This window comes from Oceanobacillus sp. M65 (assembly GCF_052246275.1).
GTDB lineage: Bacteria > Bacillota > Bacilli > Bacillales > Amphibacillaceae > Oceanobacillus_B > Oceanobacillus_B jordanicus.
On sequence record NZ_JBQQCJ010000001.1, the window covers coordinates 76886 to 95384 of the forward strand.

The window sequence follows — 18499 nt, forward strand, 5'->3', positions numbered from 1 at the left end:
ACCTAATACCTTCAAACCTTTTATACACCTTGTTTACTATACGATAACCAATTATAAGCAATAGTATAGCGACAATCGTGGCTAGAAAGTCAACATAGGTAAACGGTTTACTAATAAATCTATCAAGGGGGAAGTTAATGGCAAAAAGTAAAGAAAACAAGACAAATTGATACATAGTAAACCTAACAATATTTCTCATCGGTAGTTACCTCTATTCATGCTTTTATCGACAACTATCCACCATTGCTTACCTTCTCTCGAATACTTGTAACTATGAAATTATACTTCAATTACCAGCCCTTGTCTTTAATTTAGAAACATGAAGACAGCTAAAGGGGAATAAACCCTCTAGCTGTCTAAAGATTATTTTCCTGTCCGCTCTGTAAACTCTTGTTTGATCTCCTCAAACAACGTACTATTTGTCAGAAGCTGTAGCGCAGTGAATGCTGACGCCTTCGCTCCTTTAACAAGTGCTTCATCGCCCTGTTCGGAGCGTGCAGCTTCTCGAAATGCTACTGTATGACCTATTAGATCGCTCGAGCCGATTTTGATGTGCGGATGGATGGTTGGTACCACCTGACTGACGTTTCCTGCGTCTGTGGAGCCTAAAGCCTTTCTTTCCTCCGTATTTACTACCTCTCCTAATTCTTCAGCTATTTCTTTAAATACTTGGTCAAATCGTTTGTTGACGACAAAGTTATCTACTTCATTTTGGAAAGCGATCACTTTCACATCAGCGCCTGTAGCTAATGCTGCTCCTTCTGCAATACCCTTTACTTTTTTCGTTACTTCGTTTAAAAGTTCTCGAGAACTAGCTCGGATATAAAATCTTGCTTTGGCGTAATCTGGTACTACATTCGGTGCATCTCCGCCATCTGTAATGATTCCATGAATGCGAACATCTGACGGAAGATGCTGTCGTAATGCATTAATGCCATTAAATAGCTGAATGACACCATCTAGAGCATTAATTCCTTTATCTGGATGGGCGGAAGCATGTGCTGGTTTTCCATGAAAAGCGAAATCAAGTGGATCTACCGCGAGACTCGGACCAGTTAAATTGGTCTCAGCACCTGGGTGTATCATAATCGCTGCATCAATATCTTCGAGCAATCCTGCCTTTACAAAGCTCCCTTTCGCACTTCCATTTGGGCCGCCTTCTTCTGCTGGGGTACCTAATACGACTAGTTCTCCTCCTACTTCGTCCAATACTTTACTAAGTGCAATAGCAGCTGCAGCACTTGTGGTACCAATTAAGTTATGCCCACACGCATGACCGATTTCTGGTAAGGCATCATATTCTGCTAAAAAGCCAATTCTTAAGCCCTCTTTTTCGCTTTTCTTTTTCGCAACGAATGCTGTTTCATGTCCTGCTACCCCTTTTTCTATTAAAAACCCTTCCTCTACAAGCAACTCAATTAAGCGACCAGATGCATAGTACTCTTGGTTTCCAATTTCCGGGTTATCATGAATATCATGACTTGCTTGAATGTATTTCTGTTTATTTTCTTCTATATTATCAACAATGATCTTCTTCACTTCTTCTAAACTTTTGGCAACAACACTCATTTTTTCCACCTCGTTTTTTTATTTTTACTCTCTTTTTTAATGGCCAATTTCACTTAATGGTACAAATGTTGGAATGGAGTTTCCATCGCGTTCTTCAATAATAAAGTCTGCTACGTCATCAGACTGATAAATCTCTGCTAGTTTATTTAAGGTTTCATCATCTTTGTCTTTCTCTTGTACGGCGATAATATTAATATACGGGGTAGCTGTTTCATCCTCATGATAAATGGAATCATCCAGTGGGCTGAATCCTGCGTCCACTGCAATACCGTTATTGATGAGTGAGGCGTCTACATCAGGCAACACCCTTGGAGTCTGACCCGCTACAAGCTGTTCAAATTTAAGGTTTTTCGGGTTTTCTACGATTTTATCGACAGAGCCATTTCCGTCAAAGCCTTCTTCCAATTTAATTAGTCCTGCTTCTTCAAGAAGTAAAAGTCCCCGGCCCATGTTCGTTGCTTCTTTAGCTAAGGCAATCGTTCCACCTTCAGGGATATCTTCTACAGAATCATGCTTTTCAGAATAAAGACCCATTGGCGCGATAACCGTTGTTGCAATTGGAGTCAGGTCAAGGTCATGCTCCTCGATAAAGGCGTCAAAATATGAAACAGTCTGGAAAGCATTCACATCGATTTCTCCCTCAGCTAATGCTAGGTTCGGTTGCACATAGTCAGAAAAGCGAACAATCTCAACCTCTATTCCTTCTTCCTTGGCCTTTTCTGCTACATAATCCCAAATCGTTGTGTCAGATCCACTAATTCCTACTTTGACCTTCGTTGCAGCCTCCCCATTAGAACAAGCACTAATCACCAAACTCAAACTAACTAATAACAATAATAGACTTAACTTTTTCATGCTGTATCTTCTCCTTTTGTTTTGATTTTTGTATACGTCTAGCTCCAGCTCCCAGCGACTAGCGTGACTTCTTTCTCCTCCGTGCGATAAGTCAATATCAGCTCCCTTTGGTCGCTTTATTTCCTTTATCTCCTTTGGAGAAATCCAGTCCGTACGTCGCTAAACGGGCGCTGTCGCTTTTGATTTTATCTTCTTCTTATTTTTTTGGATAAAATATTTCCGGTGGATTGTAATCCCTGAACCATGACGACGAGTATTCCTACTGTTATTAGCATTACCATGGTGTCGAACCGCTGATAACCAAAGGTAATGGCCAGGTCTCCTAATCCGCCACCACCAACTGCTCCTGCCATGGCTGAGGCTCCAACCAATCCAATTGTTGCAATGGTTGCCCCTAACACGAGGGAACTAAGAGCTTCTGGTATAAGAAAGCGAATAATTATTTGCCAAGGTGTTGCTCCCATTGACTGGGCAGCTTCCATCACACCTGGATCTACTTCTAAAAGAGAATTCTCTATTAATCTTGCAATGTATGGTCCTGCAAATAACACCATTGGTACAATAGCTGCGGCCGTGCCTATTGAGGTTCCAACAACTAATCTAGTAAATGGAATGACTGCGACCATTAAGATAATAAACGGAATAGAACGAAATATGTTTACTATTGCATTTAAGACCGTAAAAATATACTTGTTTTCCCATAAGTGTCCTTTACGTGTCACAACAAGGACAATTCCTAATACCAACCCTATAATCATAGAGAAAAATAGGGCGACTGCTACCATTACAATGGTTTGCCATAATGCCTCTGTAATTTGTTGCCAATCAACCAACATCTGCTAACACTTCCTTTACACTTACTTTTTGCTGATGAATATGCATAATGACACGGTTAATTTCTTTTTCTTCCCCTTCAAATTGCACGATAAGATTTCCAAATGGTACGCCCTGTAATTCTGTGATACTACCAAACAGAACATTTACCTCTACCTCGTATTGCTTTGCGATTTGCGACAACAATGGTGTTCCAGTAGACTCACCAACAAAGACAATTCGATAAATTTGGTTATGTGCGTCTTGTCTTTTTACTAACTCGTATACGGAATCTGGGATTTGATCATGCATTACCGTACTGACGAAGTTATGAGCTGTGGTCGTTTGCGGCTGAGAAAAGACATCAAATACAGAACCAGATTCGACTACTTTTCCATCTTCCAGCACAGCAACTTTATCGCAAATTTCTCTAATTACGCCCATTTCGTGCGTGATAATTAAAATGGTGATATTGTATTCCTGATTAATTTTCTTTAAAAGTTTTAAAATAGCATTTGTTGTATCTGGGTCAAGGGCTGATGTTGCCTCATCACATAAAAGAATGGATGGCTGGGTTGCAAGAGAACGGGCAATCCCAACTCGCTGTTTCTGTCCCCCAGAAAGTTGGTCTGGATAGCTGTCAGCTTTGTCACGCAAGCCGACAAAATCAAGTAGTTCATAAACACGCTTTGTTACTTCCTTTTTTGGAGTTTTGCTTAAAAGTAAGGGCATTGCGACATTGGTAAACACGGTTTTCGAATTAAGTAAATTAAAATGTTGAAAGATCATCCCAATGTTTCGCTTTGCCTCCCGTAGTTCCTTAGGTGAAAGTGCTTGTAAGTTTTGCCCATTCACGGTCACTGTTCCGGATGTTGGCTGTTCGAGTAAATTAACACATCGAATGAGCGAGCTTTTTCCAGCACCACTAAACCCAATCACACCATATATCTCTCCCTCTTCTATGTGGAGATCCACATTATCCAGTGCTTTTACACCTTCTGCCTTTTCGCCGTATACTTTTGAAACCTGATCAAATGTAATCATCTACTTCCTCCTGCTCGTTGTAGTTTCAAATTAAAAAGCCTCTTCTTATAAGATAAGAAGAGGCAATGAACTAGTATCCTCCTCTTATCTTTACAGACCTTCGTCTGTTGGAATTGGCACGTTGCTTTAAAAGCACGTTGCCGAGGTATCAATGGGCCAGTCCCTCCACCTCTCTGGATAAGAAGTAATGCATATTTAATTTTGTCGTTAAGAAGAGTTATTTCGTGTAAAATCAAAAAATCCCTTCTTATAAAAATAAGAAGGGATCAGCTATGTACGATCATCCTCTTCTTATTTTTCAGGCTCGCATTCGCCTGTTGGATTTAGCACAGTACTATTAAAAGTCCGCTGCCGAGATATCAATGGGCCAAGTCCCTCCATCTCTCTGAATAAGAAGTAATGCATATTTAATTTGTTGTTGCTACTTACAATACTACCAGCCTTTCAATCTGTCAACAGATTTTTTTACTTTTTTTATATTTCGTACAATTGGCCTAAAAGTAGTTTCACCTTTAAAAATATGCAAAAGGACTGTCTTCGCAGTTACGAAAACAGTCCTTTTATAATTGTTTCAAGCTTATTTAATGGCTTCTTTGCCACCCATATAGGCACGTAATACAGGAGGAACAATGACAGAGCCATCCTCTTGTTGGTAATTCTCCAGAATAGCTGCAACGGTTCGACCAAGTGCCAATCCGCTGCCATTCAAAGTATGAACAAACTCTGGCTTCGCATTTGCTTCTCTGCGGAAACGGATTCCTGCACGTCTTGCCTGAAAGTCTTCAAAGTTAGAGCAAGAAGAAATTTCCCGGTACGTGTTTTGGCTAGGAATCCATACTTCAATATCGTATTTCTTCGCTGCTGTAAATCCAAGATCACCAGTACACATGCTCATGACACGATATGGTAACTGTAATAGTTGTAATACCTTTTCAGCATGTCCTGTCAGGTTCTCCAATGTCTCATAAGAATCTTCTGGCTTAGCAAAGTGAACGAGCTCCACTTTATTAAATTGATGCTGACGAATAAGGCCTCGTGTATCCCTACCAGCAGAACCCGCTTCAGAACGGAAACAGCCACTGAAAGCTACGTATTTTTTAGGAAGATCATCTAGATTTAAAATTTCATCACGATGATAATTCGTAACAGGTACTTCTGCTGTAGGAGCCATGAAGTAATCCCACTCTTCTAGCTTGAAGGCATCTTCTTCAAACTTAGGAAGCTGACCTGTTCCTGTCATGCTAGTGCGGTTGACGATATATGGTGGAAGCATTTCCTCATAGCCATGTTCATCTGCATGTAAATCCATCATAAAGTTTAATAAAGCGCGCTCTAGTCTGGCTCCAAGCCCTTTATAAAAGACGAAACGGCTTCCTGTTACTTTAGCTGCGCGTTCGAAGTCAAGGATATCAAGGTTTGTCGCAATATCCCAATGAGGTTGTGCTTCAAAGTTGAAATCTTTACGTTCTCCCCAGTTGCGCACTTCTTTATTATCCTCTTCATTTTCTCCCACAGGTACACTTTCATGAGGGAGATTTGGGATAGAAAGCATAATCGTGTTAAGTGTTTCTTCAATTTCTTTTAATTCTTTATCCAGTTCAGAAATGCGTTCTCCAACCTCACGCATTTCTTTAATTGCTTGGTCCGCATCTTTCTTTTCTTTTTTAAGAACAGAGATCTGCTTAGTTGCTTCATTACGTTTCGCTTTCAACGTTTCTGTTTCAGCAATGAGCTCTCTTCGTCTTTCATCTAATTCCCCAAATTTGTCTAACTCGGAGAGATCTTCACCGCGGTGTGCTAATTTTTCCTTCACTTCCGTAAAGTTGTTACGTAAAAACTTCATATCCAACATGTTCGTTTCCTCCTTTTATTCATTACATTGATCAGTGTGACAGAAACGCAAAAAACTCCCGTCCCTAAATAAATAGGGACGAGAGTATAATTCCCGCGTTGCCACCCTTGTTGAAGAGTATAACCTCTTCCGGCTCACAGTTTTTAACGGTAACTACCGGGTTTATTTACTTCCGGAAAATCCGGTTTCAATAAACCAGTTCAAGGATGGATTCACAGTACGCTCACATCGATTTACACCAACCATCGACTCTCTTTAGAAAGGTATACTGTTACTAATTCCTGTCGTAACTTTTATATTCTATTACTAATTATAGCATATCATATACAATTTATACATCGATTGCAACCCTAGTCTCATCATAAATGAAAAGAAGGGTGCTAATTTGCCGCTACGGAAAATACTACGCTTTTCTGGGGCGGCTGGTAAGCCTCCGTGTGCTACGCACTACGGGGTCTTACCGATGCCTTTTCTCCCCAAGAAGTCTACGTATTTTCCTTCGCTGGGTGTAGACCCATAACCCAATAGTAGCACTTCGTTTAAATATTACTTGTATCAACCATACAATTAAGCTGTTGCTTTCATGGATGCTTGGACCATTGTTACAAAGTGGGCGATGACACGGTTATCATCCGTTAATTCTGGATGGAATGCTGTGCATAAATAATGCCCCTGCTTTGCTGCAACTATTCTGTCTTGATAAGTAGCCAATACTTCTACTTCTGGGCCAGCTTCCAATACATACGGTGCACGAATAAATACAGCATTAAACGCATCACCAATATGGCTTACTTCAAGATCTGCTTCAAAGCTTGCCACCTGGCGGCCAAATGCATTTCGTGCTACCTTCATGTTCATTAACCCAAGATGGGCGTTGTCTTGGCCATCAATTTCACTTGCCATCAAAATTAACCCCGCACATGTGCCAAAAACAGGCTTACCTTGGCGGCCAAATTCCTTAAGAGCAGAGAAGAAACCATAGCTATCAATTAAACGACGCATGGTCGTACTCTCCCCACCAGGAAGAATGATGCCGTTAATTTCCTCAAGCTGTTCCACACGCTTTACTTCAACAGCTTTTGCTCCACATGCTTCTATTGAACGAATATGCTCACGTACTGCTCCTTGAAGAGCAAGAACACCAATCGTTATCATAAAATCATTCCTTCTTTCTATTCGCTGCGATCCTGCATACGGTCATGAGCAGCAATTGTACTCATTTCAAGACCTTTCATAGCTGTACCAAGTCCTTTAGATAGCTCACTAATTAATGCATAATCTTGGTAATGTGTTGTTGCTTCCACAATAGCCTTCGCAAATTTTTCCGGATTATCTGATTTGAAAATACCTGATCCAACAAATACACCGTCTGCTCCTAGCTCCATCATAAGTGCAGCATCAGAAGGTGTTGCAATTCCACCTGCAGCAAAGTTAACGACAGGTAGGCGGCCTTCTTCACGGATTTGTAACAATAACTCAAATGGTGCTCCGATTACTTTCGCAAATGTCATCACTTCATCTTTGGACATAGCAGAAAGCTTACGAATTTCTGATTGCACTTCACGCATATGACGAACTGCCTCCACGATGTTCCCAGTTCCTGGTTCACCTTTCGTACGTAACATGGAAGCACCTTCTCCAATACGACGAGCTGCTTCACCAAGATTACGACAGCCACATACAAATGGTACAGTGTAATCTGACTTATTTAAGTGATAAATATCATCAGCTGGTGTTAGTACTTCACTTTCATCAATGTAATCTACACCCATTGCTTCAAGTACACGAGCTTCCACAATATGGCCAATACGCGCTTTTGCCATTACTGGAATGGATACAGCATTAAGAACGTCTTCTGTAATAGTTGGGTCTGCCATACGTGCTACTCCACCTGCTGCACGAATATCTGATGGTACGCGTTCAAGTGCCATTACGGCAACTGCCCCTGCAGCTTCCGCTATTTTTGCCTGTTCAGCGTTCACTACATCCATAATGACGCCGCCTTTTTGCATTTCCGCCATCCCACGTTTTACACGTTCTGTACCTGTATTTGACATGAATAATTCCCCCTATTTTTAAATTGAATAATTGGTGCTTCGGAAAACGTTACGACTTTCTTGGTATTACCTCGAACTTATTAACTAAATAAACCTTTAACCCAATCTACAACAGTTGTATAAAGATCTGCAAAGAAGTCGCCAATTGCGCCAAGTGTCAGCATAAACCAATTGGATTTCTCTACTGTCTCGTCTGCAACCAAGTCAATTGGACCATCAGAGCTAGTCATAATATATCCAAAATCATTTTCGCCTTCATAAACGAGTTCGGCAGTTCCTACTACATCCCCTTTTTTAACAGGTGCAGCCAACTCTCCTTCAGCATTTAGCTTGTCCTCGTCTATTGTATATTTAATGCTATAAGCATCCGCTTCATCTTTCTTAATCGGGAAGGAAACTGCTTGTCCAGTAGATACGGACACTGCATCTTCTTTTCCCTTAGCTACTGGAATAGTAGCTTGGTCTTCAAGTTGATAACCTGCCGGGAATAACTCCGTTGTTTCAAAGTTATCAAACCCATAATCAAATAGTTTCGCTGTTTCTGCAAAACGTTCTTCTTCACTGTCGGTTTTCATTACAACCGAGATAAAACGTTGGTCTCCGCGTTTTGCTGTTCCAGTAAAGGTATATCCAGCGCTATCGGTATGACCTGTTTTTAATCCATCTACCCCTTCATAATAAAACTGCTTTAAAAACGTTGTATCATGATCAAGCATGTGGTTCCAGTTCCGGATTTGTTGCCCATCAAATTCTGTAGCTGGAATACTGGATATTTCCAACGCTTCAGGGTAATCCTTTATGAGATGATAAGCTAGTAAGGCAGAGGACTCAGCAGATAACATGTTAGTAGCATCTGGTTCCGTACCTTCTGGATAGTTTTCACCGAGTGAGGCATTATCCAATCCTGTAGAGTTTACAAATTTATAATCAGGGAGTCCCATTTCTTCTCCCTTTTCATTCATCATTTTTACAAATTCACCTTCTGAACCTGCGATCAGTTCAGCAAGTGCAATGGTTGTAGCATTATCGGAATTAATTGCCATCGCATCGTATAAAGACTCGACAGTATAATCCTGATTTTGCCTTAATCCAACTCCTGAAAAAGAGTTATTGGCAGATATGCTATATGGATAGTCGCTAATCTGTGTTGTTGTATCCCAGCTGATTTGACCTTCCTCGATGGCTTCCCATACAAGGTATTCCGTCATCATTTTTGTCATACTTGCTGGAGGCAGGGCTTCATCTGCATTTTTCGCAAAGATAATCTTCCCTGTTGCTGCATCAACTAAAATAGCCGAGTCAGCTTCAATATCTAATGTGTCTTGGGCTTGCGCCGCAAATGGCTGGACAAATACTGATGTTATCACTACCAGAAAAGCCAGTAGCATTGATAAACGCTTTTTCATTATGTGTTTCAACTTCCTTTACCTCCAACTTGTAGTTTAACCTTCTTGTGATGTACGTGCGCACTTTGTTATTTTACCATAGAAAACGCTGAAAAAATAGACGGGGAATTTCCCCCGTCTACTAAATTTCCTAATATGATTACCTTTTCTATTGTAGAGAGTAATTTGGTGATTCTTTCGTGATTTGAACATCATGTGGATGGCTCTCGCGAAGCCCAGCATTCGTTATTTTAATAAAACGTGAATCATGACGTAATTCATCGATAGAACCTGTACCACAATACCCCATACCGGAACGCAGGCCACCTATTAATTGATGTACTGTGTCAGCGAGAGCACCTTTATAGGCAACTCTTCCTTCAATTCCTTCAGGCACCAACTTTTTAGCTTCGCTTGATTCCTGGAAGTAACGATCCTTAGAACCAGCCTTCATTGCTCCAACAGAACCCATGCCACGGTAAACTTTATATTGTCTTCCTTGATAAATTTCCGTTTCGCCGGGACTTTCATTCACACCTGCAAACATGCTCCCAAGCATTACTGCATGCGCTCCTGCTGCCAAGGCTTTAACAATATCACCAGAGTATTTAATCCCGCCATCAGCGATAACTGGGACATTGTATTCTGCGGCTGCAAGGGCACAGTCATGAACGGCAGTAATTTGTGGAACCCCGACTCCCGCTACTACTCTCGTTGTACAAATAGAGCCAGGACCAATCCCAACTTTGACGATGGAAGCACCTGCTTCAATCAGTTCTTTAGTCGCTTCAGCTGTCGCTACATTTCCTGCAATAATATCCAATTCTGGGTACGTATCACGTACAACCTTAACTTGGTCAAGTACCCCTTTAGAATGGCCATGTGCTGTATCAATTACAACTACATCAACACCTGCTTCAACGAGTTTTTCAATTCGCTTCATCGCATCACCAGTAACACCAACAGCTGCTCCTGCAAGTAATCTTCCTTGGCTATCTTTGGCGGCATTTGGAAATTCGATTACTTTTTCAATATCTTTAATCGTAATTAATCCTTTAAGCATCCCTTGATCATCTACTAAAGGTAGCTTTTCAATTTTATAGCGTTGGAGAAGTTGCTCTGCTTCTTCTAATGTTGTTCCTACTGGGGCTGTAACAAGGTCTTCGCTAGTCATAACTTCAGAAATGGAAATGGAGTAGTCCTGGATAAAACGCAAATCACGGTTCGTTAGAATACCAACAAGCTTTTGTTCCTCAATAGAGTTAACAATAGGTACACCTGAAATACGGAATTTACCCATTAGATGCTCAGCATCGTACACCTGATGCTCAGGAGTAAGGAAAAATGGGTTGGTTATGACGCCACTTTCCGAACGCTTCACACGATCCACTTGTTCAGCCTGATCCTCAATTGACATATTCTTATGAACGATTCCCAAGCCACCTTGGCGAGCCATGGCGATGGCCATCTCAGCCTCTGTTACGGTATCCATTCCGGCACTAATAAATGGATTGTTCAACTGCAGGTTATCTGTCAGTTTTGTTTTAACCTGCACATCCTTAGGTAATACCTCGGATTTTGCTGGCATTAACAACACATCATCAAACGTTAATCCTTCTTTAGCGAACTTGTCTTCACGCATGATACTTCCTCCTCCTGATTCGTAATATGTATGCAACGTGCATTCCCTGCACAAGCTATGCAAGTAATGCTATTTTTATATACAATACGCCAACCTATTTGCTTTTTCAACTAGATAGCGAAACAAAATTAAAGAAAGTAGATTCAAAATTTTTAAACAGTTGGGAGATGATGTTATATGCAGGATATAGAGATGTTTTATACCTATCTGACGTCGCAGCAAACGGCGCAGCATTATCTATACAACTGTTATAAAGCAATAGGGGAAATAGATGCGGATCGAAAAAGCTATGAAAACTGCACTGTTTTTACCTCGTATATACAACACGGGCAGATGTTTTACCAAAGTGGGCGTAACTCCTCTCCCATTCTGCAGCCAGTCCTTTACTTTTACGGCATGGCACATCTAATCAAAGCCTGCTTGATGACAGTAAGGCCAGATTACCCAGAATCGACAAGCCTACTTGCCCACGGAGTTACCGCAAGAAAACGAAAGAAAAAGGACTACTCCTTTCTGCGGGATGAAGTAAAGCTACAGCACAATGGCTTATTCCCCTACTTTTCTGAGCACTTATTTCATATAAATACACTACCGTTTGAAAAAATTAATATGAAACAACTCCTTTCCCTCATTCCAGAAATGGGGACGATGCTTGGTTTCCACCAGGAGAAAGGGCTCTATCAGGTAGGAAGAATGCAGGGAACATGGCTAGAATTCCCACTTGAGATACTGGATGATTACCATACGACAAAGGATGGATTCCTTAATAAAATCTCCTCCTTTCTCCCAGAAATAAGACATATGGAATCAGATTCCCATCATATACAGGTAGAGCTTGCCAAGCCTTTGACTGAGCTCAAAGGCCCGTTCTACTCAGATAAAACACAAAGCCCCATCTTTTTTCCTGCAAAAAGAGAACTGTTCCTGCCACTTTCCGAGGTTATGGTCCATTACTTACTCTTATATAATCTTAGTATGCTCTGTCGCTATGAAACCGATTGGTGGGGAGATCTTTTTACATCAAAGTCAGATGTAGACTATCCCTTTATTACACAATTTCTGAAAGAGTCAGCCGAAAAAGTACCGATCTTATTGGGATTAGAGCTTTATAAAAGAAAGGCTTGATGACGTTTAGATCGTCAGGCAGGGTGTGATGAATATTTTTTAGGAGCTGTTTGGGTGGTTTAATCGTCATACGGTGGTGATGGACTCTTTGAGCGAAATCACCAGCCGGTTTAATCATCATCAATGGGTAACGTACTATCTTTCAATTCATAAAAAATAGCCGGTAATCCTCTTTACTGGATACCGACTATTTCTTCAATGAACACTTCTGTTTGCTGTAAGGATATGATATCCTTTTTACCTTCCATTCGTACCATAGGTCTCGTTGGATGCTTTGCATCTATAAACACAATTTCACCAAGCTGGTTATTGGAAAGACGAATTTTCGTTCCGATAGAAAAATGCGTCATACTTTCAACAAAGCTAGCAACAACATCTGGATCAAGGGTGGAAAACTGTTCCTTTTGCAATTCCTCTATTACTAAAAATGGAGATTGCTTTTCCTTATATGCCCTTTCACATGTCATGGCATGGTACATATCACAAACCGCTATTATTCTTGCAACTTTATGTATTTTTCCACTAGATAGGCCAAGTGGATACCCACTGCCATCCATTCTTTCATGATGCTGCAAAATCGCCAGCTTCACGGATTGTTTAATGGTTGGGATTTGTTCAACCATGCGATAAGAATAAGTAGGATGTTTTTTCAAATCGGTCATTTGTGCTGTGTTTAGGGTACCCGCTTTATTAAGAAGGTTATGGTCGACCTTTGCCATTCCTGCATCACATAAAAACCCGGCAAGTCCGATTTGGAGCCAATCGCCAGAGGGGTAGCCCATTTTTCTTGCAAGGAATGCGGATAGGATGCTGACTGCGACGCTATGATAGAAAATATAATCCCGCTTGTTTGCATAATGGTGCATGGTGTAAACAGCAGAGGAGATATCGTCCATTCTTTTTATTAAAGGAATGATTAGTTTGCGAACGTATGGCATATCTAAAGGCGCGCCGTTTTTCCAGTTTTCAAACATTTTTTTGTATGCTTGTACTGTTTGTTCATAATGTTCCTGGAAAGGTGGGAGCTCTTCAGCAACTTTCTTTTCAGCCTTTTGCTGAACCTGTTCCACTTCCTCTGCCTTTTCTGGAGTATAGGAATCTCCTTCGACAAGCTTTGAAGAAACTTCTACACTTTCAACAAGGAATTTTTTTATGACCGTAATATGTTCCTCAGTTAATACCGTGTTTTTTGGGATAATGTCTCTATTTGTTTTCCCTTTTATTTCTCTAAGCAACACACATCCTGGGACAAGCTGCGAGGCTTTTACCCTCATTCATTCTTCCCCCTTTACCATATTAATTAGAGGACGGGACAACAATTATTTACGCAAAAGATAAATCCGAAAGAATGGTGTTTGAAAAACCGCTTCAGAAATATACTTCGCTTTCCATGGGCGGCTGGTGAGCCTCCGGATGCTCCGCATTCCGGGGTCTCGCCTAGGCCTTCCTCCCATAGGACAAGAAAGCCTTCGACAGCATTGCATCGCACGCAGAAAATCGTTTTTTGATTTTCAAGGAGTCTCCGTATATTTCTTACGCTTATTCTTGCTATCATCCGTCTTTTGACTAAAACTTTTGTTTTGTCCCGTCCTCTGTATTTTTTTATTCCTCTGTATTCTCTTCTGTTGACTCTTCTGTTTCAGAAACTTCTGTTTCATCATCGATTTCTTCTTCGTCTTCATCTTGGTCAACACGTGCTACTGTTGCTACTTCCTCTTCTTCTTGTAGCCTGATTAAACGCACGCCCATTGTATTCCGGCCAGTTTCTGAAATATCCCGAACTGGAATTCGAATAAGTACGCCAGCTACGGTAATAAGCATGAGGTCTTCTTCTCCAGAGACAGCTTTTACAGCTACTACATGTCCCGTTTTATCTGTTAAGTTACATGTAAAGATACCTTTCCCGCCTCTGTTTGTTACGCGATACTCCTTCTCAGGAGTCTGTTTTCCATAACCTTTGCTTGTAACATGCAAGATTTTGGAATCCTCCTGAAGGATTTCCATGGATACAACCTCATCATCTTCCCGTAGTGAAATACCCTTCACACCGGCAGCTGTTCTACCCATAGATCGGATCTGATCTTCAGGGAAACGAATGAGATAACCGTTTTTCGTAGCAATCATCATATCTTTCGCACCATCGGTTAGACGCACTGAAATCAATTCATCTTCATCCCGAAGCCCTACAGCAATTAATCCACCTTTACGGATGTTAGCAAATTGCGAAAGCGTTGTTCGCTTGGAGATCCCGTGCTTGGTCGTAAAGAACAAGTAGTCTGTGTCAGTAAATTCATTTACTGAAATAACAGCGTTAACCCACTCGCCTTTTTCTATCTGCAAGAGATTAATGATTGGGATACCCTTCGCTGTTCTGCTGAACTCAGGTATTTCATAGCCTCTAGCCTTGTAGACCTTCCCTTTATTCGTAAAGAATAGAACGGTATCATGCGTAGAAGTTGAAACAAGATGTTCTACAAAATCATCTTCATTTGTCCCCATACCCTGAATACCACGGCCTCCGCGCTTTTGAGTTCGGTACGTAGAGGATGGCAAACGTTTAATATAACCTTGATGGGTTAAGGTAATCACAATATTTTCTTCTGGGATTAAGTCCTCATCCTCAAAGAAGTCAACGCCACCTAGAACAAGCTCTGTCCGGCGTTCGTCATTAAAGCGTTCTTTTACCTCTGTTAGCTCTTCACGAATAATCTCAAGAACTTTTTCCTCGTCGGCTAAAATAGCTTTTAATTCTTCAATTAGGTCAAGAAGTTCTTTATATTCATTTTCTATTTTCTCACGTTCTAGACCAGTTAACCGTTGCAAACGCATATCTAGAATTGCCTGTGACTGTTTTTCCGAAAGTTTAAAGCGTTCCATCAAACCGTCTCTAGCAATATCGGCTGTTTTGGAACTACGGATAAGAGCGATCACTTCATCCAAGTGATCTAACGCAATTCTCAATCCTTCTAAAATATGTGCTCTTGCTTCTGCTTTACGCAATTCAAACGCAGTCCGGCGTTTAATAATTACCTTTTGGTGCTCAAGGTAATATTCAAGGCATTGTTTAATCGTCAACACTTTAGGCTGACCATCAACAAGAGCCAATGTATTAATACCAAACGTTGTTTGCAGAGCCGTATGTTTGTATAAGTTATTTAACACGACATTCGCATTGACATCACGACGTAGCTCCATCACAATACGCATACCGTTACGATCTGATTCATCACGCAAATCGGTAATTCCTTCAATTCGCTTATCACGCACATGCTCTGCAATCCGCTCAATTAATTTTGCCTTATTGACTTGATACGGAAGCTCTGTGACGATGATCGTCGCCTTGCCGTTTGCATGCTCTTCAATGTTCGCTTTTGCTCTGACGGTAATTGATCCTTTGCCTGTTTCATAAGCTTTTCGTATCCCGCTTTTCCCTAGAATCTGGCCAGCTGTTGGGAAATCAGGTCCATGGATATAATCTTCCATCAATTCATTGATGGTGATATCCGGGTCTTTACTAATCGCAAGCACGGCGTCAATCGTTTCTCCTAGGTTATGTGGAGGAATATTCGTTGCCATTCCTACTGCAATTCCAGAAGTTCCGTTCACAATTAAATTAGGAAATCGAGCTGGAAAAACGACCGGCTCCCGTTCAGAGCCATCATAGTTATCTGTGTAATCAATTGTGTCTTTATTTATATCACGGAGAAGCTCCATGGATATTTTGGACATTCTTGCTTCTGTATAACGCATTGCTGCTGCTGAATCACCATCAACTGAACCGAAGTTCCCGTGGCCATCAACTAGCATATAGCGATAGCTGAAGTCTTGTGCCATCCGGACCATTGTTTCATAAACGGCTGAATCACCATGTGGATGGTATTTACCAATAACTTCCCCAACGATACGGGCAGACTTTTTGTATGCTTTATCTGAGTGCATTCCCAGATCATTCATTGCATATAAAATTCTGCGATGCACTGGTTTCATGCCATCCCGTACATCTGGCAATGCACGTGATACGATAACACTCATTGCGTAGTCAAGGAAGGATGTGCGCATCTCATTGCTAATATTTATTTCCTGAACGTTTGAACGTTTTTCCTCTGCCATTCTTATACCTCCTATCACTATTCATCAAAAGAATAGTGATTTGCCTCAAATATTACATAAATTGATATGAATTAAACATCAAGATTTTTAACATATTGTGCATTCTCTTCAATAAAGTTCCTTCTTGGTTCCACTTTGTCTCCCATGAGCATATCAAATACTTGATCTGCTTCGATGGCATCTGCTAGGTCAACCTGGAGGAGTGTACGTGTATCTGGATCCATCGTCGTATCCCAAAGTTGGGTAGCATTCATTTCTCCTAGCCCTTTATAACGCTGAATCCCTGGCTTAGGTAATTGTGGAAGCTCTTTAAGCAATTTATCTAATGCTTTTTCGTTATAAACATAATGAACAGCTTTCCCTTGCTTGATTTGATATAAAGGTGGCTGTGCGATATAAATATAGCCATATTCGATTAATGGACGCATATAACGATAGAAAAAGGTTAATAGTAAAGTACGTATATGTGCACCATCGACATCGGCATCTGTCATGATAATGACTTTATGATAGCGGGCCTTCGTAATATCGAAATCTTCACCGATACCTGTACCAAGGGCAGTAATCATGGCACGAACTTCATTATTGGACAAAATTTTATCAAGTCGGGCTTTCTCAACATTGAGAATTTTACCGCGTAGTGGCAAGATCGCTTGAAAATGACGGTCACGACCAGACTTGGCTGAACCACCAGCAGAGTCACCCTCTACGATATAAAGTTCACTTATTTTTGCATCCTTAGAGGAACAGTCGGCAAGCTTACCTGGTAGATTCGAAATCTCCAGCGCACTTTTTCTTCTAGTCAGCTCTCTAGCTTTTTTCGCAGCTAAACGGGCACGTGAAGCCATAAGCCCTTTATCAACAATGATTTTTGCGACAGACGGGTTTTCATAAAGGAACTTGGAGAACATTTCACTGAAAACAGAGTCTGTAATGGTACGTGCTTCACTGTTACCAAGCTTTGTTTTTGTCTGTCCCTCAAATTGTGGGTCAGGGTGTTTGACAGAGACGATGGCGGTCATTCCTTCCCGTACATCATCACCAGATAGGTTTGGATCGTTTTCTCGGTATAAATTGTTTTTTCTCGCATAATCATTAATCACTCTGGTAAGACCTGTTCGGAAACCAGATTCGTGACTACCACCTTCGTAGGTGTGAATGTTATTAGCAAACGAGTACAAGCTGCTTGCAAAACCTTCGTTATACTGAATTGCAACTTCTACAGAGATTCCTTGATCTTCTCCCTCTGCATAGAATGGCTCATGCAAGACTTCTTTCGTGCGGTTGATAAATTCCACATAGGACTTTATCCCACCCTCGTAGAAATAGCTGACAGGTTCTTCATCCGTACGTTTATCTTCTACGGTGATGGTAATTCCTTTATTTAAGAATGCCAACTCACGCAAGCGCTGTGTCAACGTATCATAATCGTATTCGATTGTATCAAAGATTTCAGGGTCTGGAACAAAATGGGTAGTCGTTCCTGTTACGTCCGTTTCGCCTACGACCTCAATTTCTCCCTGTGGAACTCCCTTTTTAAAGCCTAAGTAATGAATTTTATTATCCAAGTGAACATGGACTTCCAATTTTGTTGACAGGGCGTTAACTACAGAGGCACCTACACCATGCAGTCCACCAGAAACCTTGTAGCCGCCACCGCCAAATTTCCCTCCAGCGTGGAGTACGGTCATGATAACTTCTAATGCTGGCCGACCAGTTTTCTTTTGTATGCCTACTGGAATACCACGGCCATTATCGCTTACGGTAATACTGTTATCTTTTTCAATTGTTACATCGATTCTGTCACAATATCCAGCTAATGCTTCATCGATACTGTTATCAACAATTTCCCATACAAGATGGTGTAAGCCTTTCTCGCTCGTTGATCCAATATACATGCCAGGTCTTTTTCGTACTGCTTCAAGTCCTTCTAGTACCTGAATCTGATCTGCACCATATTCGGATTGGGTATTCGTCATATTGTCTTCCATTGCCATGCTCTCACTTCCATTTCCTGTTACTTAAAATGTTTCGAATAAAAAACATT

13 protein-coding genes, 2 riboswitches and 1 other annotated feature are annotated in these 18499 nt (G+C 41.0%); of the genes, 1 reads left to right on the plus strand and 12 read right to left on the minus strand.

Annotation, left to right across the window (positions count from 1 at the left end):
• Positions 1 to 363: 363 nt before the first annotated feature.
• The 9 genes from ACTWPF_RS00425 to guaB all read right to left on the minus strand — a co-directional run bounded on the left by ACTWPF_RS00425 (position 364) and on the right by guaB (position 11217).
• A complete protein-coding gene (locus ACTWPF_RS00425) occupies positions 364 to 1569 on the minus strand; it encodes a M20 family metallopeptidase (protein ID WP_443147947.1) in 1206 nt (401 codons plus the stop codon).
• Between the two features lie 36 nt (positions 1570 to 1605).
• Positions 1606 to 2424: a MetQ/NlpA family ABC transporter substrate-binding protein gene (locus ACTWPF_RS00430; RefSeq protein ID WP_036578138.1), complete on the minus strand. Its 819-nt coding sequence runs from the start codon at positions 2422 to 2424 to the stop codon at positions 1606 to 1608.
• 185 nt (positions 2425 to 2609) lie between these two features.
• Complete coding sequence (locus ACTWPF_RS00435) at positions 2610 to 3260, minus strand: methionine ABC transporter permease (RefSeq protein WP_036578136.1); 651 nt, start codon at positions 3258 to 3260, stop codon at positions 2610 to 2612.
• Positions 3250 to 4281: a methionine ABC transporter ATP-binding protein gene (locus ACTWPF_RS00440; RefSeq protein ID WP_443147948.1), complete on the minus strand. Its 1032-nt coding sequence runs from the start codon at positions 4279 to 4281 to the stop codon at positions 3250 to 3252. The genes ACTWPF_RS00435 and ACTWPF_RS00440 overlap by 11 nt, the downstream gene beginning before the upstream one ends.
• Positions 4282 to 4362: 81 nt before the next feature.
• Positions 4363 to 4465, minus strand: a riboswitch (SAM riboswitch).
• A gap of 104 nt (positions 4466 to 4569) precedes the next feature.
• Positions 4570 to 4677, minus strand: a riboswitch (SAM riboswitch).
• Positions 4678 to 4858: 181 nt separating this feature from the next.
• Entirely contained in the window at positions 4859 to 6133 is a 1275-nt protein-coding gene (gene serS / locus ACTWPF_RS00445) for a serine--tRNA ligase (RefSeq protein WP_443147949.1), read from the minus strand.
• A 71-nt stretch (positions 6134 to 6204) separates the two neighbouring features.
• Positions 6205 to 6430, minus strand: a binding site (T-box leader).
• 270 nt (positions 6431 to 6700) lie between these two features.
• The gene (gene pdxT, locus ACTWPF_RS00450; RefSeq protein WP_443147950.1) at positions 6701 to 7288 is read right to left on the minus strand and encodes a pyridoxal 5'-phosphate synthase glutaminase subunit PdxT; all 588 of its coding nucleotides are present in this window, start codon (positions 7286 to 7288) and stop codon (positions 6701 to 6703) included.
• Positions 7289 to 7305: 17 nt separating this feature from the next.
• A complete protein-coding gene (gene pdxS / locus ACTWPF_RS00455; RefSeq protein ID WP_106895335.1) occupies positions 7306 to 8190 on the minus strand; it encodes a pyridoxal 5'-phosphate synthase lyase subunit PdxS in 885 nt (294 codons plus the stop codon).
• A gap of 80 nt (positions 8191 to 8270) precedes the next feature.
• Positions 8271 to 9608, minus strand: coding sequence for a serine hydrolase (locus tag ACTWPF_RS00460; RefSeq protein ID WP_106895334.1), 1338 nt, complete (start codon positions 9606 to 9608; stop codon positions 8271 to 8273).
• A 136-nt stretch (positions 9609 to 9744) separates the two neighbouring features.
• Entirely contained in the window at positions 9745 to 11217 is a 1473-nt protein-coding gene (gene guaB, locus ACTWPF_RS00465; RefSeq protein ID WP_106895333.1) for an IMP dehydrogenase, read from the minus strand.
• 177 nt (positions 11218 to 11394) lie between these two features.
• On the opposite strand from guaB, the gene ACTWPF_RS00470 reads away from it, so the two are divergent.
• On the plus strand, positions 11395 to 12342 hold the full coding sequence (locus ACTWPF_RS00470) for a YaaC family protein (protein WP_443147951.1): 948 nt from the start codon (positions 11395 to 11397) through the stop codon (positions 12340 to 12342).
• 173 nt (positions 12343 to 12515) lie between these two features.
• Here the strand turns inward: ACTWPF_RS00470 and ACTWPF_RS00475 are convergent, their stop codons facing one another.
• The 3 genes from ACTWPF_RS00475 to gyrB all read right to left on the minus strand — a co-directional run bounded on the left by ACTWPF_RS00475 (position 12516) and on the right by gyrB (position 18449).
• The gene (locus tag ACTWPF_RS00475) at positions 12516 to 13616 is read right to left on the minus strand and encodes an HD-GYP domain-containing protein (protein WP_443147952.1); all 1101 of its coding nucleotides are present in this window, start codon (positions 13614 to 13616) and stop codon (positions 12516 to 12518) included.
• Positions 13617 to 13944: 328 nt separating this feature from the next.
• Entirely contained in the window at positions 13945 to 16452 is a 2508-nt protein-coding gene (gene gyrA, locus ACTWPF_RS00480) for a DNA gyrase subunit A (protein WP_106895330.1), read from the minus strand.
• A gap of 71 nt (positions 16453 to 16523) precedes the next feature.
• The gene (gene gyrB, locus ACTWPF_RS00485; protein ID WP_161464321.1) at positions 16524 to 18449 is read right to left on the minus strand and encodes a DNA topoisomerase (ATP-hydrolyzing) subunit B; all 1926 of its coding nucleotides are present in this window, start codon (positions 18447 to 18449) and stop codon (positions 16524 to 16526) included.
• Positions 18450 to 18499 lie beyond the last annotated feature (50 nt).